This is a genomic window from Curtobacterium sp. NPDC087080, from assembly GCF_044745105.1.
Lineage (GTDB): Bacteria > Actinomycetota > Actinomycetes > Actinomycetales > Microbacteriaceae > Curtobacterium.
Map to the genome: position 1 here is coordinate 77,175 of NZ_JBIUZP010000007.1, position 19,547 is coordinate 96,721.

General features: G+C 72.4%; 23 protein-coding genes and 1 tRNA gene. 9 read left to right on the forward strand and 15 right to left on the reverse strand.

The window, feature by feature from the left end:
• Nucleotides 1-3: 3 nt before the first annotated feature.
• Entirely contained in the window at nucleotides 4-576 is a 573-nt protein-coding gene (locus ACIPEQ_RS15930; protein ID WP_402715919.1) for an FHA domain-containing protein, read from the reverse strand.
• Nucleotides 573-1,253: an FhaA domain-containing protein gene (locus ACIPEQ_RS15935; RefSeq protein ID WP_402715920.1), complete on the reverse strand. Its 681-nt coding sequence runs from the start codon at nucleotides 1,251-1,253 to the stop codon at nucleotides 573-575. Before ACIPEQ_RS15935 ends, ACIPEQ_RS15930 begins: the two co-directional genes overlap by 4 nt.
• A gap of 110 nt (nucleotides 1,254-1,363) precedes the next feature.
• Here ACIPEQ_RS15935 and ACIPEQ_RS15940 point away from each other — a divergent pair.
• Nucleotides 1,364-1,450, forward strand: a tRNA-Leu gene (locus tag ACIPEQ_RS15940).
• A gap of 152 nt (nucleotides 1,451-1,602) precedes the next feature.
• Here ACIPEQ_RS15940 and ACIPEQ_RS15945 read toward each other — a convergent pair.
• From ACIPEQ_RS15945 to ACIPEQ_RS15960, 4 genes are all read right to left on the reverse strand, one after another.
• Entirely contained in the window at nucleotides 1,603-2,622 is a 1,020-nt protein-coding gene (locus ACIPEQ_RS15945; protein ID WP_402715921.1) for a YdcF family protein, read from the reverse strand.
• A 54-nt stretch (nucleotides 2,623-2,676) separates the two neighbouring features.
• Entirely contained in the window at nucleotides 2,677-3,363 is a 687-nt protein-coding gene (locus tag ACIPEQ_RS15950) for a response regulator transcription factor (protein WP_126889991.1), read from the reverse strand.
• Nucleotides 3,360-4,676, reverse strand: coding sequence for a sensor histidine kinase (locus tag ACIPEQ_RS15955; RefSeq protein WP_402715922.1), 1,317 nt, complete (start codon nucleotides 4,674-4,676; stop codon nucleotides 3,360-3,362). The genes ACIPEQ_RS15950 and ACIPEQ_RS15955 overlap by 4 nt, the downstream gene beginning before the upstream one ends.
• A 206-nt stretch (nucleotides 4,677-4,882) precedes the next feature.
• Nucleotides 4,883-5,566: an SDR family NAD(P)-dependent oxidoreductase gene (locus ACIPEQ_RS15960; protein WP_402715923.1), complete on the reverse strand. Its 684-nt coding sequence runs from the start codon at nucleotides 5,564-5,566 to the stop codon at nucleotides 4,883-4,885.
• A 204-nt stretch (nucleotides 5,567-5,770) separates the two neighbouring features.
• Here ACIPEQ_RS15960 and ACIPEQ_RS15965 point away from each other — a divergent pair, with 204 nt between their 5' ends.
• Nucleotides 5,771-6,652 carry a manganese catalase family protein gene (locus tag ACIPEQ_RS15965; RefSeq protein ID WP_402715924.1) on the forward strand — a complete coding sequence of 294 codons (882 nt, stop codon included), beginning with the start codon at nucleotides 5,771-5,773 and terminating at the stop codon, nucleotides 6,650-6,652.
• Between the two features lie 93 nt (nucleotides 6,653-6,745).
• On the opposite strand, the gene ACIPEQ_RS15970 is transcribed toward ACIPEQ_RS15965, so the two are convergent.
• The 3 genes from ACIPEQ_RS15970 to ACIPEQ_RS15980 all read right to left on the reverse strand — a co-directional run bounded on the left by ACIPEQ_RS15970 (nucleotide 6,746) and on the right by ACIPEQ_RS15980 (nucleotide 8,115).
• Complete coding sequence (locus ACIPEQ_RS15970) at nucleotides 6,746-7,060, reverse strand: hypothetical protein (RefSeq protein WP_402715925.1); 315 nt, start codon at nucleotides 7,058-7,060, stop codon at nucleotides 6,746-6,748.
• A gap of 14 nt (nucleotides 7,061-7,074) precedes the next feature.
• Nucleotides 7,075-7,518, reverse strand: a complete 444-nt coding sequence (locus ACIPEQ_RS15975) for an Hsp20/alpha crystallin family protein (RefSeq protein WP_402715926.1) — start codon at nucleotides 7,516-7,518, stop codon at nucleotides 7,075-7,077.
• Nucleotides 7,519-7,644: 126 nt separating this feature from the next.
• Entirely contained in the window at nucleotides 7,645-8,115 is a 471-nt protein-coding gene (locus tag ACIPEQ_RS15980) for a MarR family winged helix-turn-helix transcriptional regulator (RefSeq protein WP_402715927.1), read from the reverse strand.
• Between the two features lie 63 nt (nucleotides 8,116-8,178).
• Here ACIPEQ_RS15980 and ACIPEQ_RS15985 point away from each other — a divergent pair, with 63 nt between their 5' ends.
• Both ACIPEQ_RS15985 and ACIPEQ_RS15990 read left to right on the forward strand, forming a co-directional pair.
• Entirely contained in the window at nucleotides 8,179-8,706 is a 528-nt protein-coding gene (locus ACIPEQ_RS15985) for a phenolic acid decarboxylase (protein WP_209675857.1), read from the forward strand.
• Entirely contained in the window at nucleotides 8,706-9,494 is a 789-nt protein-coding gene (locus ACIPEQ_RS15990; protein WP_402715928.1) for an alpha/beta hydrolase, read from the forward strand. Before ACIPEQ_RS15985 ends, ACIPEQ_RS15990 begins: the two co-directional genes overlap by 1 nt.
• A 422-nt stretch (nucleotides 9,495-9,916) precedes the next feature.
• On the opposite strand, the gene mgrA is transcribed toward ACIPEQ_RS15990, so the two are convergent.
• The gene (gene mgrA, locus ACIPEQ_RS15995) at nucleotides 9,917-10,960 is read right to left on the reverse strand and encodes an L-glyceraldehyde 3-phosphate reductase (RefSeq protein ID WP_402715929.1); all 1,044 of its coding nucleotides are present in this window, start codon (nucleotides 10,958-10,960) and stop codon (nucleotides 9,917-9,919) included.
• Nucleotides 10,961-11,100: 140 nt separating this feature from the next.
• Between mgrA and ACIPEQ_RS16000 the strand changes: the two genes are divergently transcribed.
• Genes ACIPEQ_RS16000 through ACIPEQ_RS16010 form a run of 3 tightly spaced genes read left to right on the forward strand, consistent with a single transcriptional unit; the run spans nucleotide 11,101 to nucleotide 12,554 of the window.
• Nucleotides 11,101-11,283, forward strand: a complete 183-nt coding sequence (locus ACIPEQ_RS16000) for a hypothetical protein (RefSeq protein WP_126890000.1) — start codon at nucleotides 11,101-11,103, stop codon at nucleotides 11,281-11,283.
• 47 nt (nucleotides 11,284-11,330) lie between these two features.
• The gene (locus tag ACIPEQ_RS16005) at nucleotides 11,331-11,888 is read left to right on the forward strand and encodes a MarR family winged helix-turn-helix transcriptional regulator (RefSeq protein WP_066651217.1); all 558 of its coding nucleotides are present in this window, start codon (nucleotides 11,331-11,333) and stop codon (nucleotides 11,886-11,888) included.
• A 48-nt stretch (nucleotides 11,889-11,936) separates the two neighbouring features.
• Complete coding sequence (locus ACIPEQ_RS16010; protein ID WP_402715930.1) at nucleotides 11,937-12,554, forward strand: TetR/AcrR family transcriptional regulator; 618 nt, start codon at nucleotides 11,937-11,939, stop codon at nucleotides 12,552-12,554.
• 102 nt (nucleotides 12,555-12,656) lie between these two features.
• On the opposite strand, the gene ACIPEQ_RS16015 is transcribed toward ACIPEQ_RS16010, so the two are convergent.
• The 5 genes from ACIPEQ_RS16015 to ACIPEQ_RS16035 form a co-directional block, all read right to left on the reverse strand.
• Nucleotides 12,657-14,360: a beta-N-acetylhexosaminidase gene (locus ACIPEQ_RS16015; protein WP_402715931.1), complete on the reverse strand. Its 1,704-nt coding sequence runs from the start codon at nucleotides 14,358-14,360 to the stop codon at nucleotides 12,657-12,659.
• Nucleotides 14,361-14,541: 181 nt separating this feature from the next.
• A complete protein-coding gene (locus ACIPEQ_RS16020) occupies nucleotides 14,542-15,540 on the reverse strand; it encodes an alpha/beta hydrolase (RefSeq protein ID WP_402715932.1) in 999 nt (332 codons plus the stop codon).
• The gene (locus ACIPEQ_RS16025) at nucleotides 15,533-17,092 is read right to left on the reverse strand and encodes an MFS transporter (RefSeq protein WP_402715933.1); all 1,560 of its coding nucleotides are present in this window, start codon (nucleotides 17,090-17,092) and stop codon (nucleotides 15,533-15,535) included. The genes ACIPEQ_RS16020 and ACIPEQ_RS16025 overlap by 8 nt, the downstream gene beginning before the upstream one ends.
• A 144-nt stretch (nucleotides 17,093-17,236) precedes the next feature.
• Nucleotides 17,237-17,836, reverse strand: coding sequence for a GNAT family N-acetyltransferase (locus tag ACIPEQ_RS16030; RefSeq protein ID WP_402715934.1), 600 nt, complete (start codon nucleotides 17,834-17,836; stop codon nucleotides 17,237-17,239).
• Between the two features lie 31 nt (nucleotides 17,837-17,867).
• The gene (locus tag ACIPEQ_RS16035) at nucleotides 17,868-18,320 is read right to left on the reverse strand and encodes a hypothetical protein (RefSeq protein ID WP_250366450.1); all 453 of its coding nucleotides are present in this window, start codon (nucleotides 18,318-18,320) and stop codon (nucleotides 17,868-17,870) included.
• A 296-nt stretch (nucleotides 18,321-18,616) separates the two neighbouring features.
• Between ACIPEQ_RS16035 and ACIPEQ_RS16040 the strand changes: the two genes are divergently transcribed.
• Both ACIPEQ_RS16040 and ACIPEQ_RS16045 read left to right on the forward strand, forming a co-directional pair.
• Nucleotides 18,617-19,168 carry a hypothetical protein gene (locus ACIPEQ_RS16040; RefSeq protein ID WP_402715935.1) on the forward strand — a complete coding sequence of 184 codons (552 nt, stop codon included), beginning with the start codon at nucleotides 18,617-18,619 and terminating at the stop codon, nucleotides 19,166-19,168.
• 10 nt (nucleotides 19,169-19,178) lie between these two features.
• Entirely contained in the window at nucleotides 19,179-19,382 is a 204-nt protein-coding gene (locus ACIPEQ_RS16045) for a hypothetical protein (RefSeq protein WP_250366452.1), read from the forward strand.
• The last annotated feature ends 165 nt before the right edge of the window (nucleotides 19,383-19,547 follow it).

Genomic DNA, 19,547 nt, shown 5'->3' on the forward strand with positions numbered 1-19,547 from the left:
CGGTTACCGCCGCAGCTCGAACGTCGTCGTCCCGATCGTGATCGGCGTCCGTTCCGCGATGGTCACGGGTCCGGTCACCTTCTGACCGTTGACGAACGTGCCGTTCGTGGACTCGAGGTCGGACAGGACCCAGCCCTCGCCACGGAGGTCGAGGCGGGCGTGGTGCGTCGAGGTGTAGTCGTCGCGGATGACGACGTTCGACTCGCTGGAGCGACCGATCGTGATCGGGCCGCCGCCGAGCGGCATCTCCAGTCCCTCGCGCGAGCCCTCGGTGATGACGAGGCGCGTCGGGACGCCGGCGGGCGGCTGTGCGGCACCCGACTGCTGCGGCGTCGGGCCCGAGGGCTGGCCGATCAGTTCCGTGAACGCACCCGGCGCCGCGGCCGCCGGTGCTGCTGCGGCGGGGACGGCCGGCGTCGTCGGCGAGGACGCACCGGCCTTCGGGTCGGTCGGGATGGTGCGGACGCGTTGGCCGAACAGGTCGCTCCGCAGGGCGAAGACGATGACGAACACGAACAGCCACAGCACCGCCAGGAAGGCGAAGCGCAGGACGAGCAGGGTCAGGCCCGTGGTCATCGTGCACCTCCGTCGTTCTCCGGGATCACCCGGAACACCATACGGGTACGACCGATCTCGATGGTGGAGTCCGGGTCGACGATGGCCTGCTGGAAGCGCTCGCCGTTCAGCTTCGAGCCGTTCGTGGAGCCGAGGTCGTTGGCCTGTGCGTGCTTGCCGTCCCAGATGACCTCGACGTGCTTCCGGCTCGTCCCGGTGTCGGCGACGGTGATGTCCGCGTCGGTGCCCCGCCCGATGACGGTGCGGCCGCGGCGCAGCCGGTGGCGCTGCGAGCCGATGTCGAGCACGGCGACCCAGGCGACGTCGCGCTGGACGGTCGACGAGTCGATCTCCAGGATCCCGGTGGACAGCGTGCCGTCCTGCTGCAGCGAGATCGACACCGGGCCGGAGAACGAGTAGTTCTGCGCGACCGCGTGCTGCTGCACCATCTGCGACAGCTCGTCGATGAGCGGTCGACCGATGTCGTTCATGCGGGTGTGGTCCGGTGGTGCGAGGCGCACCGTGAACTCGTTGGGCACGAGGATCCGCTCGCGCGAGACCACGGCGGCCTTCGTGTCGAGCTCCCGCCGCAGCGCGCTGGAGATCTCGACGGGCTGCACGCCGGAGCGGAAGGTCTTCGCGAAGGCGCCGTTCACGGCGCGCTCCAACCCTCGCTCGAAGCTGTCCAAGAGGCCCATGTGTCTCCGTGTTCGTCGGTCAGGGACCACTGCATGGTAGTGGGTGGCGCTCCTGCCCGTCTGTGCGTGGTCACGGGCACCCTCCCACGCGTGCTAGTGTTGCCGGGCTGGCGCGAGTGGCGGAATTGGTAGACGCGCACGGTTCAGGTCCGTGTGCTGGAAACGGCGTGGGGGTTCAAGTCCCCCCTCGCGCACCAGGTGAGGGAAGGCCTCCGGAGGGATCCGGGGGCCTTCTCGCGTTCCCGGGCCCGCCCACGGTCGCGCGCGGTGGGATGGGTGCGTGCCGGCCGGGAGGCGCGGATCACCGCTGCCACGGACCGCCCGTCCGTCCCGTGGTCGGCCGGGTGCCTCAGGGGACCGGCTGGGTGAGCTGGCCGACGACGACGGCCGCCGCCAGCACCACGAACGGGCCGAGCGCGATCACGCTGACCCAGCGGTGCTCGACCAGCAGTGCGACGAACTCGCGGAGGAACGCGCTGGGCACGTAGTAGCGCGCGGTCCGTGCGCCGACCACCTGCGCGTCGACCCCGAGGCGTCGGGCGAGCGAGGCGGTGCGGAGCACGTGGTAGTCGCTCGTGACCAGGAGGAGGGGGCCGTGTCGGTCCGCTTCCCGCAGGAGCACGGCGGACCGCTCGATGTTCTCGCGGGTGGTGGTCGACCGGTCCTCGAGCAGCACGGCCTCCGCCGGGACGCCCTGGGCTCCGAGGTACTCGCCCATGGCGGCCGCCTCGGACCGGACCTCGTCGCTGCCCTGGCCGCCCGACGGCACGAGCAGCGGTCGGTTGCCGCGCGCCGTCTCGGCACGCCAGACCGTGAGCGCCCGGTCGAGCCGTCCGCGCAGGAGCGGGGTCACGGTGCCGTCCGGCCGGAGTCCGGCGCCGTGCACGACGACGGCGGTCGGCACGAGTCCGTGCCGCATCCGCCCGTAGACGACGGAGTAGACCGCGAACGACACGAACGCTGCGCTCGCGTAGGCGGACACCAGGGCGACGAGCGCCGCCACGGTCACCCCGACGGCGCCGAACCAGACGACGACCAGGACGGCGAGGACCGGCAGCGCGAAGACCAGGACCCCGGCGATGAGCGAGAGCTGGTTGCCGAGGCTCCTGCCCTCCTTGCGGAGCATCGTGACGCCGTTCGCGACGAGGGCGACGCCGAACACCGCGACACTGACGGGCAGGGCGAGCATCAGCAGCGCGAGCAGGACGAGTGCCACGGGGGAGCGGTCGGCTGCGACGGAGAGCGTTCCGAGCACGCCGAACACGACCGCCGCGGTCAGGAAGACGCCGTTGCGGAGCAGGCGCGGGTCGCGGCGGCGTGACACCGCGAAGCAGACGGCGAAGACGACGGCGACGACGAGGAGGAACACGGTCGGAGCGTACCGGGGACGAGTGGCCGGGGTCGGTGGCCCAGGGGCGTCGGCCTACGGGCCGGTGGACCGGGCGTCGCGGGCACCGGCCAGCCCGTGGTCGTGCGCGTACACCACGAGCTGCACCCGGTCACGGAGCGCGAGCTTGCCGAGGATGCTCGAGATCTGCGTCTTCACGGTCGACTCGGTGACGAACTCCTTCGCCGCGATCTCGGCGTTCGACAGCCCGCGCGATGCCCAACCGAACACGATGCGCTCCCGGTCGGTCAGGGTCTGGAAGGCCTCGGGCTGCGGGGCGGGGGCACGGTCGACGTCGGCGCCGAACAGCTGCGACAGGTCGTTCGGCGCGATCACCGAGCTGCCCTCGTGCACGGCGCGCACGGCCGCGAACAGGAACGGCGGCGTGGTGTCCTTGAGCAGGAACCCGCTCGCGCCGAGCCGGATCGCCGTGGCGGCCGCGGGGTCGAGGCCGAACGTCGTGAGCACCACCACACGGGGGAGCGGCCCCGGGAACGCGCCGGAGAACAGCTGGCGCACCGTCTCGACGCCGTCCACGCCGGCCATCCGCATGTCGAGCAGGACGACGTCGGGTCGGAGTTCGCGGATGCGGTCGAGTGCCTCGGCACCGTCGGACGCCTCGCCCACCACCTGCATGTCGGGCTGCGCGTCGAGCACCACACGGAGGCCGGCGCGGAAGAGCGCCTGGTCGTCGGTGAGCAGGATGCGGATCGGGTCGGTCATCGAGTTGTCCCCCCTCGGACGTCGAACGGGATGCGGGCGCGCGCGACGAACACGGCGTCCAGCACGGCGGCGTCGAACGACCCGCCGATCGTGGTGAGTCGGGTCTGCATGCCGGTGAGGCCCCGGCCGGAACCCCGTGTCGACGCGGTCGTCGGCTGCTCACCGGTCGCGACGGTGCGGACGGCCACGGCGCCGGTGGCCGCAGCGGCGAGCTCCTCGAGCCCGAGCTCGGCGCCGACGGGCAGCGCGCTCGAGGGTACGGCGTTCTCGACCTCGAGCACGAGGTCGGCGGAGCGCCAGGTCTCCCGGACCTCGACGGCGCCGCCGGGTGCCCCGTGCCGGAGCGCGTTCGTGAGCATCTCCTGCAGGACCCGGCGGGCAGCGGTGCCGTGCACGGCACCGAGTGGCCGGGCGACACCGCGGACGGCGTGCTCCACGTCGACCCCGGCGTCGCGCATTCCGCGGACGATCTCCTCGAAGGACGTCGGGTCGCTCGCCGTGTCCGAGCCGTCGATGTGTCCGAGCACCTGCCGCACCTCGACCAGGGAGCTGCGGGCGGTGCTGGCGATGGTCGCGCTGACCTCGCGGATGCGGGCCTCGTCGTCGAGGAAGGGCACCGAGTCCGCCTGCGCGATGATCACCGCGAGCGAGTGGCCGACGACGTCGTGCACGTCGCGGGCGATGTCGGCGCGGATGCGCTCGGCCTCGGCCTCGTCGACGGCGCGGGTGGCGACGGCCTCGGCCCGGTTGGCCACGGCCTCCGCCCGGCTGGCAGCTGCCTCGGCGTCGGCGCGTCGGACGGCCTCGGCGTTCTGCGACCGGATCGCCCGACCGGCGAGACCAGCGGCCCAGAAGGAGAGCAGGACGAGTGCCGGTGCGGCGAGGACGAGGACGACCTGGTCACGTGGCCCGTTCAGCAGCAGGGCGTACCGGTAACCGGTCGAGGAGAGGTAAATGGACGCCGAGGCTCCTGCGATCACGGCGAGGAGGCCGGCGAGCACGGCTTCGAACCGTGTCCCGACGACGGCGACGGTACCGATGACGACCGCGATGGCGAGGTCGACCAACGACGGCCGTTCGCCGCCGGCCACCTGCACCGCGCCCAGGGCGACGGTCGCGACCATCGCCGCGCTCGGGGACAGGCGGCGGAGCGCGATCGCGACGCAGGCGACCGCCACGGCCAGGGGACTCGCGTGCTCGAGCTCGACGTCGATCGGTGCGGCGAAGAGCAGTGCCGCGAGCCCGGCCCAGAGGAGGTCGACGAGGATCGACCGGCGCCGCATCGGCCGGAGGAACGTGCGCCGGTCCGTCACGGCTCGATCATCGCACGCCGGTGGATCACGGCATCGGGGACATCGCGACGAGTGCCACCGCGGTGACGACGACGATCGCGGCGCAGGTGGCGAGGGTGGCGATCACGTGCTTGGTCGAACTCTCCATGCCAACGAGCCTGGCGGTCGACCCGGTCGCCGTGCATCGTGCGGAGGAACGAACGGGGTCGTCCTGCAGGACGAACCCGTCAGATCGTCAACTGTCCGAGCACACGGTGGGCGATCGACACCGACTCCCCGCTCACGACCGACCGCGGGGACGACAGGAAGGCCACGAGGTCGGCGATCTGCTGCGGGCTGGACTCGCCGCCGGCGCCGGGCTGCACCGCGGTGGCCGGTTCGTCGGTCACCTTGCCGGGGTTCACGACGTTCACCGTGACGCCCGTGCCGGCCGACTGGTCGGCGAGGTTCCCCGCGATGATGCTCGTCGCCGCGTTCCGGAGCGAGGTCGTCACGTTGCCCGACAGGTAGGCGTTCTGCCCGCTCACGACCACCACGCGGCCGAAGCCTGCCTCGCGCTGTGCGGGCAGCACGGCGTTCGCGACCCGGAGGAAGCCGAGGGCCTTGCCGTCGATCGCCGCGGCCACCTGCTCGGGGTCCGACGCGCGGTCGGGGTCGAGGGTGCCGGCGGCAGGCGCGGCGGTGACGACGAGCACGTCGATCCGTCCGTGCTGCTCGAGCACCCGGGCCACCGCGGCGTCGACCGACTCCTGGGACGCGGTGTCCATCGTCACGGCGTCGTCCCCGTCGGCGCTCCTCGACGCGACGACGACCCGGGCACCCTCGTGCCGGAGGGTCTCGGCGACGACGGAGCCGATGGTCCCCCGTCCGCCGACGACGAGGGCGACACGGTCACGCAGTTCGAGGTCCATGCGCCACACGCTAGGCCGATCACCCGCGCGCGGACCGGGGGTACCGGGACGTCGTCCGCGCGATCCGGCCACCGGACCCGCGTGATCCGTCCACCCCGGACGCCCGCCCAGTCACCGACGCGGACCGTCGGACACGACGACCAGTACCCGGCCGTGCCGCCGTGCACGACGACGGTGCGACGATCACCGAGACAGGAGAACGAGTTGTACTTCCACAAGCAAGAGCTCCAGTTCAAGGCCACCCCCGACAAGCCCGACGCGGTGTACGCGCGCAAGCTGCAGGAGGTGCTCGGCGGCCAGTACGGCGAGATCTCCGTCGCGCTGCAGTACCAGTTCCAGGCGTGGAACATGCACATCCCGGGCAAGTACCGCGACATGGTGTTCGGCATCGGCGCCGAGGAGATGGGCCACGTCGAGATGCTCGCGACGATGATCGCGCAGCTGCTCGAGAAGAGCCCGCTCGGCATCACCGAGGACGCGCTGCAGGACGACCCGACCGTCGCGGCGATCGTCGGAGGCACCGACGTGCAGCACGCGATCGTCGCGGGCGCCGGAGCCCGACCGGTGGACAGCAACGGCAACCCTTGGCAGGGCTCGTACATCACCGCGTCCGGCAACCTGCTCGCGGACTTCACGGCCAACGAGAACGCCGAGATGCAGGGGCGCGTCCAGGCCGCCCGGCTCTACCACATGACCGACGACCACGGCGTGCGGGACCTGCTCTCGTTCCTCATCGCGCGCGACACCATGCACCAGAACATGTGGGCGACCGCCGCGGCGGAGCTCCGCGAGAAGGGCGTGGAGGGCTTCCCGGTGCCGAGCAACTTCCCGCAGTCGAAGGAGCACACCGAGTTCAGCTACCAGTACCTCAACTTCTCGGACGGCAAGGCGGCCGGTGACGGACCCTGGGCGAGTGGCCCGTCGTTCGACGGCAAGGGCGAGTACTCGTACCACGACGGCCCGACGTCGTCGGTGCCGATGCCGCCGCCCACGCACCCGGACGTCCGGTTCTACGGCACGACGGAGCTGCCGAACGTGGTCGAGAAGACCGCCGGCCTCGTGCAGGACACCTTGCACAAGGAGTGACGGTCCCGCCGGTCGCAGGACGCGACCGGGAGACGGACGGGAGGCGCGGTGCCAGCCGGCACCGCGCCTCCCGTCCGTCACGTGGTCACGCCGTCACGACTCCGCACCCACCGTCGCCAGCGCAGCGGTGTCGTCGTCGCGCGGTGCGCCCGGTGGCTCGAAGATGCCGGACCAGAGGCGCGTCGCGCTCCAGAGTGCGATGAGCGCCACCGTGCCGGCGGCCGCGGCGAGCCACGGGACGAGCGGGACCTGTGCCCACGCGCCGGGCGCGACCAGCCAGGTGAGGAAGTTCCCCGCCGTGCTGCCGGCCGCGCCCAGGAGCACGGCCACCCGACGGTCCAGGCTCGTCGCGACCAGCGCTCCCGTCACGACCGCGACGGCGAGGAGGGCGTTGATGATCGTCGTCACCGCACGCCCCCGGACTACTCGGCGGAACCGCTGCCGACCGCGAGCTGCTGCGCACCGCCGCCGGTGGTCACGTCGATCTTGCGCGGCTTCGCGGACTCCTTGACCGGGATCGTCACGCTCAGGACGCCGTTGTCGTAGGCGGCGCTGATGCGCGCGGTGTCCAGGTGGTCACCGAGCGTGAGCTGCCGGACGAACGTGCCCGGCTGGCGCTCCCGGGTGAGCCACTGCGAGCCCTCCGGGGCGCCGAGCGTGCGCTCCGCGCGGATGGTCAGCACCGAGCCGTCGACGTCCACGTCGACCGAGCCCGGGTCGATGCCCGGCAGGTCGACGTCGAGGACGTAGTGGTCGCCGGTGCGGTACAGGTCCATCGGCATCGAGCGGAGAGCACCGGCTCCGGCTCCGAGCAGGGAGCCAGCGAGTCGGTCGAGCTCGCGGAACGGGTCGAACTGCATCGTCATCGAGATCAACTCCTTCGTGGTCTTCGTTGAGTCCCCTCGACTCAACTGCGACCCGTTCTAGCACTCTCCCCTCGGGAGTGCCAAAAAACCGCTCGGAGCCTGCTGGGAACGGTGCCCCGATGGCGATCAGTGGTCGCCGCGGTGCGTGATCTCGCGGTGCAGGTGCTCGAGTGCGGGGAGCGCGGCGGCCAGCGCGGTGCGGTCCTCGGGTGCGAGTCGGCCGAGTGCCTCGACGAGCACCGCGGCCGAGGCCTCGTCGTAGGCGGCGAGCCGTTCCTCGGCCAGGGGGGTCAGGCGGAGCTCGGTCCGGCGTCCGTCGCCGGCGGCCAGGCGTCGCTCGACGAGTCCGACGGACTCCATCGCCGAGACGAGGTTGCTCACCGTCGACCGGGCGAGACCGAGGCGGGCGGCGAGGGCCGAGGGGGTCGTCGTGGACCCTGTCAGGGCGCGCATCACCTCGACCTGGGCGTCGGGCAGGTCGGGCAGGTCGGCGACCTCACGGGACGTGCGGAGGAGAGCGCGCCGGAACGGGCCGATGCGGTCGCTCAGCCTGCGCGCGACCTGCGTCGTGGCGTCCGATGCGTCCGTACCCTGCACACACGGCAACCTAGCAGCGAGAAGTGTTTGCAACAAAACCATTCCGGGTGCAAACTCGATCGCATGACCGCACAAACCTCCGTCGAGCACCCCGAACCGCCCCAGGACCTCACCGGCATCGTCGGCCACCGGTTCGTCTACACCTACGCCAACGGCTGGCAGTACGAGATGTACGTCAAGAACGCGACGACCATCGACTACCGCATCCACACCGGCCACGTCGGAGGCCGCTGGGTGAAGGACCAGACCGTCGACCTCGTCGCCCTCGCCCCCGGTGTCTACAAGGTGTCCTGGAACGAGCCGACCGGCACCAGCGTCGTCGTCAACGTCATCCCCGAGCAGCGCGTCCTGCACGGGACGATCTTCTTCCCGCGCTGGATCGAGCTCGACGGGCAGAAGACCGTGCTCTTCCAGAACGACCACCTGGACGAGATGCAGCGCTTCCGCGACGAGGGGCCGACCTACCCGATCTACGTCGTGCCGGAGTTCGCGCACATCACGCTGTTCGAGCACGTCGGCGAGGACGACGAGACCGTGGTCGACACCGCTCCCGGCGACCTGCCGGCCGGCTGGGCGGACCGGACGAACTGATGGCCAGCGCGCCGCTGCGGGGTGTCGACCCCCGCACCACCCCGACCACGCTCGACCACGACGGTCGGACGATCCGCGGCTGGCAGTGGGAGCCGCAGGACGGGGCGGCGGATGCCCCCGTCGTGCTGCTCGTGCACGGCTTCAGCGACAGTGCGCTCGGCGGGCACCAGCTGTTCGTGCAGACCGCACGGCACCTGGTGACCCGAGGGGCCGTCGTCCGCAGCCACGACCGACTCGGGCAGGGCGTCAGCGACGGGGAGTTCGCGGACATCACCATCCGTGACGAGGTGGAGCAGGTCGTCACGATGATCCGCGCCGCCGACCGCGGACAGGGCGTGCACGTCGTCGCGCACAGCCTGGGCGCGGTGGAGTCGGCGCTCGCCGCGGCGCGTGAGCCCTCGCGCGTCCGGACGCTGACGCTGTGGTCGCCGGCCGGCGTCGTCGTCGACGACATCACGAAGCACGACGCGATCCAGGGGCAGCCCCTCGCCCCGGTGCGCGAGCGCGGCTGGTTCGACTTCGGCGGGATGCCCCTCGGTGACGCGTTCATCGCCGACGTGCAGGACGGCCTCGACGTGTACGGGCCGGTGTCCGGGTACGCCGGGCCCGCCGACGTGGTGCACGGGACCGAGGACGCGATCGTGCCGGTGTCGTACGGCCGCCGCTACGCCGAACTCCTGCCCGGCGCGCGGTTGACGGTCGTCGACGGCGCCGACCACGGCTGGTCGTCGGTGCCCTTCCGGGAGCGGCTCCTGGCGCTGCTCGACGAGCGCCTCGGCATGGCCTGACGCCGGCGACCGGAGCGGCCCGCACCCGATCGGGTGCGGGCCGTCCTGCCTACTGGCCCTTCCGCCACAGGTCGTGCAGGAGCCGCACCAGGGTCACGAGCAAGCTCGCGATCCCCAGCCACGGCACCTGACGCCTGCGGTCGGGCTCGGTGTCCTTCGACATCGAGACCACCTTCCGTGTCGCGCCGGCGGACAGGAAGAGCGGAAGTGACCGAGGGCTGCATGCGCGAGCGAGCTCGCGTATGCTGGTCCCGAGTAGTGAAACCGGGGGCGGTTGCTTCGCCCTCGGCCTTCCACTCGGAGGGCATCCCGGAGCCCATCACCGTTGCCGCGGTGGTGGGCTTCAGTCTTGCCCGCAGGACGACCCGGCGATCCGCCCCACTGATGTGTAACGTACCGCGGGGGTCGCACCCGCGCGGAGGTCAGCTCACCTGGCCGGAACGGGCTCCTGACCAGAGGTCGACGTCGAGCACGCCGACGGAGTGCTCGTCGATGCGACGCAGCTCGTCGTCCGTGAAGGACAGGTTGCCGAGCGCCGCGACATTCTGCTCGAGCTGCTCCACGCGGGACGCCCCGATGACGAGCGAGGTCACCCGCTCGTCGCGCAGCGCCCAGGCGAGGGCGAGCTGCGCGAGGCTCTGCCCGCGGTCGGACGCGATGTCGTTCAACGCCCGCAGGTGTCCGACGACCTCGTCCGTCAGGGTGCCGGCGTCGAGCGACTTGCCGGCGGCGGCACGCGAGTCCTCCGGCACGCCGTCCAGGTAGCGCCCGGTGAGCAGCCCCTGCGCGAGCGCGGTGAAGCCGATGACGCCGAAGCCGAGGTCGCCGGCTGCGTCGAGGAGCCCCTCGTCCTCGATCCAGCGGTTGAGCATCGAGTACGACGGCTGGTGGATGAGGAGCGGCGTGCCGAGGTCGCGCAGGATCTCGACGGCCTGCCGGGAGCGTTCGGCGTCGTAGGACGAGATCCCGACGTAGAGCGCCTTGCCCTGCTGGACGGCGGTGTGGAGTGCGCCCATGGTCTCCTCGAGCGGGGTCGAGGCGTCGAGCCGGTGCGAGTAGAACACGTCGACGTAGTCCAGGCCCATCCGCTCGAGCGACTGGTCGAGCGAGGCGAGCACGTACTTCCGCGAGCCGCCGCCCTGCCCGTACGGTCCGGGCCACATGTCCCACCCGGCCTTCGTCGAGATCACCATCTCGTCGCGGTAGGGACGGAAGTCCTCGCGCATCAGCCGCCCGAAGTTCACCTCGGCGGCGCCGTAGGGCGGGCCGTAGTTGTTCGCGAGGTCGTGGTGCGTGATGCCGAGGTCGAACGCCCGACGACTGATCGCCCGCTGCGTCTCGAACGGCTTGTCGTCGCCGAAGTTGTGCCAGTAGCCCAGCGACAGCAGTGGCAGGTCGAGGCCCGAGCGGCCGGTCCGGCGGTAGGGCATGGAGTCGTAGCGGTCGTCCGCGGCGATGTAGGCCATGGACCCATCCTGGCCCCGCCCCGACGGGTGCCGCGCGAACCGTACAGAACGCGAAAAGTTCGTTGCACTGATCGTTCGCGTCGTGAAACAGTTCCCTCGTCCGACCAGGACGGCAACGACGCAGGAAGGCGGGATCACTCATGCACAGCACGTACTCCGGGATGCCGCGCACCACACGGCTGGCCGCGACCCACACGCGGGTCGGTCTGACCGACCCCGCCGTCATCGACGCATGGGTGTCCCGGCGCATCCAGGACCCCTCGCTCCTGTCGACGCGCAGCGAACCGTCGTACGCTGACTTCTTCACGGCGCCCACCGCGTAGCCACCCGCTCCGACCGGATCCGCCCGACAGAGAGACCCCACCAGCCGATGCCCCTGACCGTCGTCCGCCGTGAGCACGTCCACCTCTACGCCAGGGAGCCGCGGTCGAAGGCCGCGAAGGTCGCCGTCGACGCACTCCTGCGCCTGCAGCACGTCGAGGAGCAGCAGCTCGAGCAGGCCCGCACCGAGAGCGGCCTGACGAAGAACGAGTTCCTGACCGTGCGGTACATGCTGCAGGCGCACCGGGACGGTCGCGCGATGGGACCGAAGGACCTCGCGGTCATGCTCAACGTCTCGAACGCGTCGGTCACGAAGATCGTCGACGGGCTCGCGGCGAAGGGCGACATCGTCCGCGTCCCGCACCCCACCGACCGTCGGGCACAGGTGCTCGAGCCCACGGTGCAGGCCGCCGAGAAGATCGACTCGTCGTACGCCCGCTTCCACGAGGCAGTGGTCGGCGTGATGGACCACCTGTCGAGCGAGGACAACGAGGTGCTCGCGCGCTGCCTGTCCCAGATCACCGACGCCCTCGCCGTCGGGACCCCGACCCCCGTGGACGAGTACACGGTCGACCCCGACGGCGCTGCGGAGCCGAACGACTCCTAGCGGCGACCGCGGGGTGGCGCGAAAACCTTCCAGCGGTAAGTTGGGGGGATGACGCACGAGGTCGACGACGACGGCGCGACCCCGCCCCGACGCGGTGGGTACCGCAAGGGCGCCGAACGCCGTGCGCAGATCCTCGACGAGATGATCCGCATGGTCGCGGCGCAGGGCGTCGACGCGTCGTCGCTCCGATCGGTCGCCGACGCGCTCGGCATCACGCACGCGGCACTCCGGCACTACTTCCCGAGCCGCGACGAACTGCTGCTCGCCGTCTACCGGGAGCACGAGGTCCGCGAACGGGACGCCCCGGACCGGATGCGGTCGGCGATCGGCGACATGCGGGAGAGCGCGTCGCGGAACCGCGAGGTCCCCGGGCTCGTGCAGCTCTACACGACCCTGGCCGCCGACGCGGTGCAGGAGGGCCACCCCGCCACCCGCGACTTCATGCGCGAGCGCTTCACCCGGCTGCGCGCCGACCTCGCCGAGCTGATCGCCGCGGACCAGGCGGCCGGTCGGATCCGCGCGGACCTCGACCCCGTCGACCTCGCGAGCCTCGGCATCGCCGCGTCCGACGGCCTGCAGGTGCAGTGGCTGCTCGACCCGGAGGCGGTCGACGGCGAGCGGGTGCTCCGCCTGCTCGAGTCGATCATCCCCGCAGCCGAGGACTGATGCCGGTCCCGGCGACGCGACCACGGCTCCGTCTCGACGCGTGGCGGACGGGAGGCGCGGCGCGGTGCCGCCACGAGCCTCCCGTCCGCCGCCCGGTCGCGACTACGGCGTCGACGCGCCGTCCGCGATGTTCGCGGTGACCGCGTCGATGTACGCGGCGCGCTCCGCGCGCGTCTGGGGGCGGCCCGGCACGCCGGGTCGTTCCTCCCAGGGGCGCGGGCCGGACTCGTGCCGGTACTCGACACCGAGGGCGTCGAGGCGACCGAGGTGGTGCGCCAGACGCTGCCGGAACTCCCCGACGTCGCGGGGACCGGTGGTGTCCGCCGACCAGAGGGCCTCGGAGAGCGCGACCACCCGGGGGAACAGCTGGTAGTCGAGCCGACTGACGGAGTCGACGTGCTCGGTCCACATGTTCGCCTGACCGCCGATGACGTGCGCCCGCTCCGTCTCGGTGAGTTCCGTCGGCACCGGGTCGAACGCGTACACGTCGTCGACGGTGAGCACGATCGACACCGGGATCGGCTCGTTCGGCAGGTCGCTCTGCCGGTAGTCGAGGTAGACCTGGTCGTCCGGCGTCGCGATGACGTCGTGCCCGCGTCGGGCTGCGGTGATCGCGCCCTGCAGCCCGCGCCACGAGACCACCGTCGCCGACGGGGACAGCGTGCCGCCCTCGAGGATCTCGTCCCAGCCGAACGCCCGGCGTCCGTGCGCCTCGAGGTGCGCCGCGAGCTGCCCGACGATCCAGGCCTGCAGCTGCTCCTCGTCCTCGAGCCCGATCTCGCGGATGCGCTCCTGCGTGCGCGGGTCGTCCTCCCACTGGTCCTTCGGGCACTCGTCGCCGCCGATCCCGATGTACTCCGAGGGGAAGAGCGCGACGACCTCGTCGAGGACGTCGCGGAAGAACTGCACCGTGCTGTCCTCGGCGTTCAGGACGTCGTGCGCGATGCCCCACTCGGTCCACACGTCGAGCTGTCGGTCCGGGTGCACGCCGAGCTCCGGGTACGCGGCCAGCGCGGCGCGGACGTGCCCGGGGGTCTCGATCTCCGGTACGACGGTGACGAACCGGTCGGCCGCGTAGGCGACGATCTCGCGGATGTCGTCCTGCGTGTAGGAGCCCCCGTGCGGGCGACCGTCCTTGCCGGCCACCCGGAGCGTGCCGTCCGCGTCGGCGACGTGCGCGCCCACCTGCGACTCCGTGCGCCACGACCCGACCTCGGTGAGCCGCGGGTACTTCGTGATCTCGATGCGCCAGCCCTGGTCCTCGGTCAGGTGGAAGTGCAGACGGTTGATCCGGTGCACGGCGAGCTGGTCGACCAGGCGGAGCACCTCGGCCTTCGTGCGGAAGTGCCGGGCGACGTCGAGCATCACGCCGCGCCAGGCGAAGGCCGGGGCGTCCTCGACGACGGTGACCGGGAGCGTCCACCCCTCGGCGCGCACCCGGCCGCGTCGGTACACGTCGGCGGGCAGCAGCTGGAGCAGCGCCTGGACGCCGTAGAAGACCCCGGCCGGGCCACCACCGGTGACGACGACGCCGTCGGTGGTGACCGCGAGGCGGAAGGCCTCCGATCGGTCACCGCCGGGACCCTCCGGCAGGTCGCTCGGGTCGGCGGCGATCCGGAGGGCGACCAGGGGGACGTCGGTCGCGCCGCCGGCGCCGAACAGGGGGAGTCGGGTCGATGCGCGGAGCACCTGCTGCAGGTACTGGGCGACCGGTTCGGCCGCGGGGTCGGCGGTGACGCGGGTGCGCTCGTCGAGGGTGAACGAGCCGGTGCCGTCGACGCGGGAGCGGGGGCGGGGGATGAGCATGCGGTGCGGTCCTTCCGGGGGAGGTCGGGGACGTGCCGGTGCCACCGCCGTGGTGGCGGTGCGCTCCATCCTCGTCGCTGCCCGCCACCGCTGCCCGCCGCCCTGGCTCTCGCCCCGCCGCCGCCCGCTGTCCGCCCGAGCTCTCGCCCCGCCCGCCGCCGCTGCTGCCGGGTGCGCCCGGTCAGGCCTCCGGCGTCCGGACCGGGTCGGGCTCCCCGAGCAGCCGGGTCGTCCAGTCGGCCAGGGCCGCGACCGCCGAGCGTGAGACCGCCGCACCCGGCACCATGCTGGTGAAGCCGTGGAAGGCGCCCGGCCACACGTGCAGCTCGGCGTCGACCCCGGCGGCCCACAGGGCGCTCGCGAACGCCACGGTCTCGTCGCGGAACACCTCGGCGCTGCCGCAGTCGACGTACGTGCGGGGGAGCCCGGACAGGTCCTCGGCGCGCGCGGGTGCCGCGTACGGGGAGACGTCGTCGGTACCACGGCGCTCGCCGAGGTAGGCGCCCCAGCTGAAGTGCATCGCCTGCCGGTCGGCGACGCCGACGCCGTCGATCTGCCGGGTGGACACGGTGTCGTCGCGGTCGTCGAGCATCGGGGAGACGAGGACCTGCGCGAGCACCTCGGGCCCGTTCCGGTCACGAGCGAGCAGGACGGTCCCGGCCGCCAGGCCCCCGCCCGCGCTCTGCCCGGCCACCACGATGCGCGCCGGGTCGATGCCGAGCTCGTCGGCGTGCTCCGCGACCCAGACGAGTCCGGCGTAGCAGTCCTCGACGGGGGTGGGGTCGGGGTGCTCCGGGGCGAGGCGGTAGTCCACGCTGACGAGCACGACGTCGTGGTCGAGCAGCCAGTCGTCGTACGAGTCGAGGTTGCCGAGGTGGTGCCCCATCACCATCCCGCCGCCGTGGATCGTGTAGACGCCCGTGGTCGGACCGGTCCGGCCGGTGCGCTGGATCACCGCGAGGTCGATCGAGTCGCCGCCGTGGCCGGGGACGGTGATGCTCCGCCGCTCGAGGCCGCGGGAGCGCAGTCGGTCGTCGAGCTCCTGTTCGCTGACGTCGAGCGCGCGCATCCGGGGCAGGGCCGCGGCGTCGATGGTGAACGGTCCGCGGGCCTCGAGCGCGGTGAGGAGGACGGCGAGCTCGGGGTCGAAGGGCGGTCGGGGCATGGTGGTCTCAGGCACGGGAGGACTCCTGGTGGTGGTCGGCGGAAGTGGACGAGGAAGAGGACGCGGACGTGGACGTGGACGTCGACGGCATCGGCATCGGCAGTGTCGGTGTCGGTGTCGGTGTCGGGGTCGGGGCCGGCGTCGGTTCCGGTGTGCCGACGCCGCGTCGCGCGCGGAGCACCCCTACGGCGACGAGCAGCGCCGCGACCACGGTGATCACGGCCCCGGCGACCTGCAGCGCGCCGACGACGGCGGCAGCGTGCACGGCCGTGGTCCGGGCGGCGGTGATGCTGCCCGGGACGAACGCCGCGAGCACCGTGCCGGTCGCCGCGATCCCGACCGCGGTGGCGAGCTCGCTCGCGGTGTCGACGAGCGCCGCCCCGATCGACGTGCGGTCGGTCGGCAGCCCGGACAGGACGCTGGCCCCGGCGACCGCCCCGACGACACGCATCCCGGCCGCGACGAGCACGAGGGCGACCGCGACGGCCGGGTACCCGGTACGGCCGAGCAGGGTGAACACGGCGAGCCCGACGACGACGGCCGTGGCGCTCGTCCACGCGGCCCGCTCGAGCCCGACCCGACGGACGACGGGCCCCACGAAGCGGCCGCTCACGAGCAGCACCACGACCTGGGGCAGGGTCCCGATCGCCGCGAGGGCCGGCGGCCACCCCCACGCGGCCTGCAGCTGCAGGGTCACCGCGTACGACAGCCCGGCGGTGGCGAGCCCGGCCGCGGCCTTGTACGCCAGACCGCTCGCGACGAGGGGCCGCGCCGCCAGGGCGAGGTCGAGCAGCGGGTGCCGGGCGGACCGCTCGCGGACGACGAAGCCCGCGACGGCGCCGACGGTCGTGACCGCGGCCGCCCAGGTCGGCCAGCCGGTGGTGGACACGGCGAGCGTCGGGGTCACCAGGACCCCGACCAGCGCTGCCGTCCCGAGCACCGCGCCGACGAGGTCGAGCGGGTGCCGGTGCAGGTCCTCCGGCCGGTCGGCGGCGACCCCGGACCGGATGCCGACGAGCGCGACGAGGGCGATCGGCACGTTCGCCACCAGGAGCACCTGCCACGGCGCCACCGCGAGCACGAAGCCGCCGATGGTCGGGCCGACCGCCAGCCCGACGAGCCCGGCGGTCGACACCACCGTCAGCGCCCGGACGCGCAGGTCGTCGCCGGCGAAGAGCCGGAAGGTCAGCGCCATCGAGCCGGGTGTCGTCATCGCGGCGGCGAGACCCATGAGAGCGCGGACGGCGACGAGCTGCTCCACGCTGGTCACGAGGACGGTCGACGCGCTCGCCACCGCGAGCAGGACCAGTCCGACGAGCATGGTGCGGCGGCGGCCGAACCGGTCGGCGACGGCCCCGAACAGGAGCATCAGGCCGCCGAACGCGACCGAGTACGCGCTCGAGACCCACTGCAGCGAGGCGGTGGAGGCGGCGAGGTCACGGCCGATCGTCGGCAGGGCGACGGTGAGGACCGAGTTGTCGAGCATCTCGAACAGGAACACGGCGGACAGCCCGGTCAGGGCGATCCACGCGTCACGGAGACGGGCGGGTGGGGTGTGTGCAGACACGGGTGCACTCCTTCGATGAAGAAGTGGCGACTCCCGTGAGACGCGTGCACGCTCCCGGCCGACGAGCGGCGCGGGTCTTTTCCCTCTGCGGGGAACAGTAGCGCGTCCCCGTCGGTCACGCCAGTGCGTGGAGCCGGCGCCGTGTCAGCGACGTGCTGAGCGGTGCATGGCGACGGGGTAGCCTCCGGGCACGAGGTCGAGCGGGGCCCCGGCGACGAAGCCGAACCGTTCGTAGAGCCGTCGGCTCCCGGGCGTCGTGGCCTCGAGGTACGCAGCAGCCTGCTCCTCGTCCACGCGCGCGAGACCGGTGCGCAGGAGTTCCGAGCCGATGCCCCGGCCGCCGGCGGCGGGGTCGACCGCGACGTCGGCGAGGTACCAGTGCGGCGTCGTGGGTCGGTGCTGCGTGAACACCTCGGACGTTCGCAGTGCCGTCCGCAGGTGCCGGAGGCCGATCGCTCGCAGGTACCTCGGGAACTGTTGCAGACGATCGCCGAGGCCCGTGCGGTGTCCGGGACGTTCCCACGCGGCGAGCCCGATGATCCGGCCCGCGGACTCGACGACGTCGACCTCTCCGTCCGCGAAGGCGCCGGTCAGGAGGCTCGCGGTGTACGACCGCGTCAGTCGTTCCTCGCGCCGGTGTTCGCCGGGGATGACCGCTGCGACGACGGCGTCGTCCCGGAGCGCGCGCGCCAGCACCGCCCCGCAGGCCGATGCCTCTGCGCGGGTCGCTCGTCTGGTCGTCACGTCGTTGTCCTCTCGTCAGCGGCGCGGCCGATCAGCCGTAGCCCTGGTCGGACAGACGCCACCCGTCCTTGGTGTGGTGGAAGCAGAACTGCCACCCCCGCAGGGTCCCGGGGTCGGCGCCCGTCATGTTCGTCTCGGTGACGTCGACGGGGATGCACTCCTCGGCGACCCCGCCGCGCTCTTCGGCCGGGATCCGCTCGACGGCACCGACGTTCCGGTGGGCCAGCAGGTCCGGGTGCTCGTCGAACCACGACGTCGGCTGGCGCTGGCCGCACCACGACTGACCGGGTGTACCCGGCGCGTCCGCGGCCGTGAGGGCTTCGGTCACTGCGCAGTCGTGGGCCTCGGCGGCGCGGAGGTAGACGCGCAGGACCTGCTCCGACGTGGCGCTCGCCGGAGGGAGTCGCCGCGCGACCTCGGCAGCGTGCTCGAGGTGCACGCCGACAGCGGCACCGGTCCCGACGACCAGCACGGCAGCGGCCACCAGGACCGCCGGCAGGGCTCGTCGTCGTGGCGCTCGGTCGTGTGCGGTGTCCGTGGTGCCTCCTTCGACAGCGGTCGGATCCCCTCCGTCCCGACACTGACACGGCACCGCGCCCGTCGGCATCAGCCCGCGGGACGAAGCCGGCTGGCCGGTCGGCGCTGTCCTGCTCCCCCCCCGAGTGGTGTTCACCTCGCGGGTGAAGGATATATCAGTGTTCCTCATCCGGTGTTCCCGGCACTACGGTCTCATCACCAGGGTGACCAGATCCTGGTGCACACCTCGCGAAGGAGACGATCTTGCAGAACTTCCGTACTCGGTCGGCCGGTATCGCGTTGGCTGGCGCACTCATCGCAGCCGGCCTCGTGAACGCTCCCGCTGCGAACGCAGCTGCGCGTTCTTCGGCGGACGCACCCCAGAGCATCGACGGCACCGCGCCGGGTTCCGTCACGATGGAGACCGTTCATCGAGCCATCGACGAAGCCCGGTCCGCAGGAGCGATCACAGCGGAGCACACCGCGGCTGACGGTACGACGACCGTCGTGATCGAGGGGGAAGACGGAACGACGCTCGAACTGAACACCGGCGGTCCGGACGCCCGCCTGGGTACATGGTCCGACCGATACGGCATGTACGTCGCGTTCAACGCGCTCGATCAGAACCTCATCATCAGCGGGGCGCTGACCGCGATCGCCTCCGGCATGTGCGCGCTCGGCCCGGCGGTGTGTGCCGTTGCTCAGGTGGCAGCGCTCCTCGCGAGCAATGCCATCGGCAGTGGTGGTGGCATCCGCTGCGGTACGAAGTCGCTGCGCGTCTACCCCGTCTCGCACCACGCACCCCGATGTGCCTGAGTGCAGAGCGGTGCTGAGGCTCCTGACGAACGTGTGGTTCGCGGTCGCGGTCGCGGTCGGCCTGCTCGTCGCAGGCTCTGCGTACTTCGCGAGCACGGTGGACACACCGGGTCAGTGGACGGGTGCGGTGGTCAACTCGGTCGCCGTCGGGGCGAGCGGTGTGTACGTCGGCACGATGATCCGTCGTCGTCGCCGACGGAACACCAGGCGCTGAGCGCGACGGACGGGAGGCGGGGGGGGCGCGGGGGCCCCCCCCCCCCCCCCGCCCCCCGGGGCGCCCCCCCCCCCCCCCCCCCCCCCCCCCGCGGCCCCCCCCCCCCCCCCGGCGCGGCGGCCCGCGCCCCCCGCCCCGCCCGGGCGCCCGCGCCCGCCGGGGCGC

What these genes read in the sequence shown, in the direction of transcription:
- ACIPEQ_RS15935 (WP_402715920.1), bottom strand. Translation starts at nt 1,253, where the DNA reads ATGGGCCTCTTGGACAGCTTCGAGCGAGGGTTGGAGCGCGCCGTGAAC.
- ACIPEQ_RS15975 (WP_402715926.1), bottom strand. Translation starts at nt 7,518, where the DNA reads ATGACGATGCAGTTCGACCCGTTCCGCGAGCTCGACCGACTCGCTGGC.
- ACIPEQ_RS15960 (WP_402715923.1), bottom strand. Translation starts at nt 5,566, where the DNA reads ATGGACCTCGAACTGCGTGACCGTGTCGCCCTCGTCGTCGGCGGACGG.
- ACIPEQ_RS15930 (WP_402715919.1), bottom strand. Translation starts at nt 576, where the DNA reads ATGACCACGGGCCTGACCCTGCTCGTCCTGCGCTTCGCCTTCCTGGCG.
- ACIPEQ_RS16010 (WP_402715930.1), top strand. Translation starts at nt 11,937, where the DNA reads ATGACGCACGAGGTCGACGACGACGGCGCGACCCCGCCCCGACGCGGT.
- ACIPEQ_RS16015 (WP_402715931.1), bottom strand. Translation starts at nt 14,360, where the DNA reads ATGCTCATCCCCCGCCCCCGCTCCCGCGTCGACGGCACCGGCTCGTTC.
- ACIPEQ_RS16000 (WP_126890000.1), top strand. Translation starts at nt 11,101, where the DNA reads ATGCACAGCACGTACTCCGGGATGCCGCGCACCACACGGCTGGCCGCG.
- ACIPEQ_RS15985 (WP_209675857.1), top strand. Translation starts at nt 8,179, where the DNA reads ATGACCGCACAAACCTCCGTCGAGCACCCCGAACCGCCCCAGGACCTC.
- mgrA (WP_402715929.1), bottom strand. Translation starts at nt 10,960, where the DNA reads ATGGCCTACATCGCCGCGGACGACCGCTACGACTCCATGCCCTACCGC.
- ACIPEQ_RS15950 (WP_126889991.1), bottom strand. Translation starts at nt 3,363, where the DNA reads ATGACCGACCCGATCCGCATCCTGCTCACCGACGACCAGGCGCTCTTC.
- ACIPEQ_RS16005 (WP_066651217.1), top strand. Translation starts at nt 11,331, where the DNA reads ATGCCCCTGACCGTCGTCCGCCGTGAGCACGTCCACCTCTACGCCAGG.
- ACIPEQ_RS15990 (WP_402715928.1), top strand. Translation starts at nt 8,706, where the DNA reads ATGGCCAGCGCGCCGCTGCGGGGTGTCGACCCCCGCACCACCCCGACC.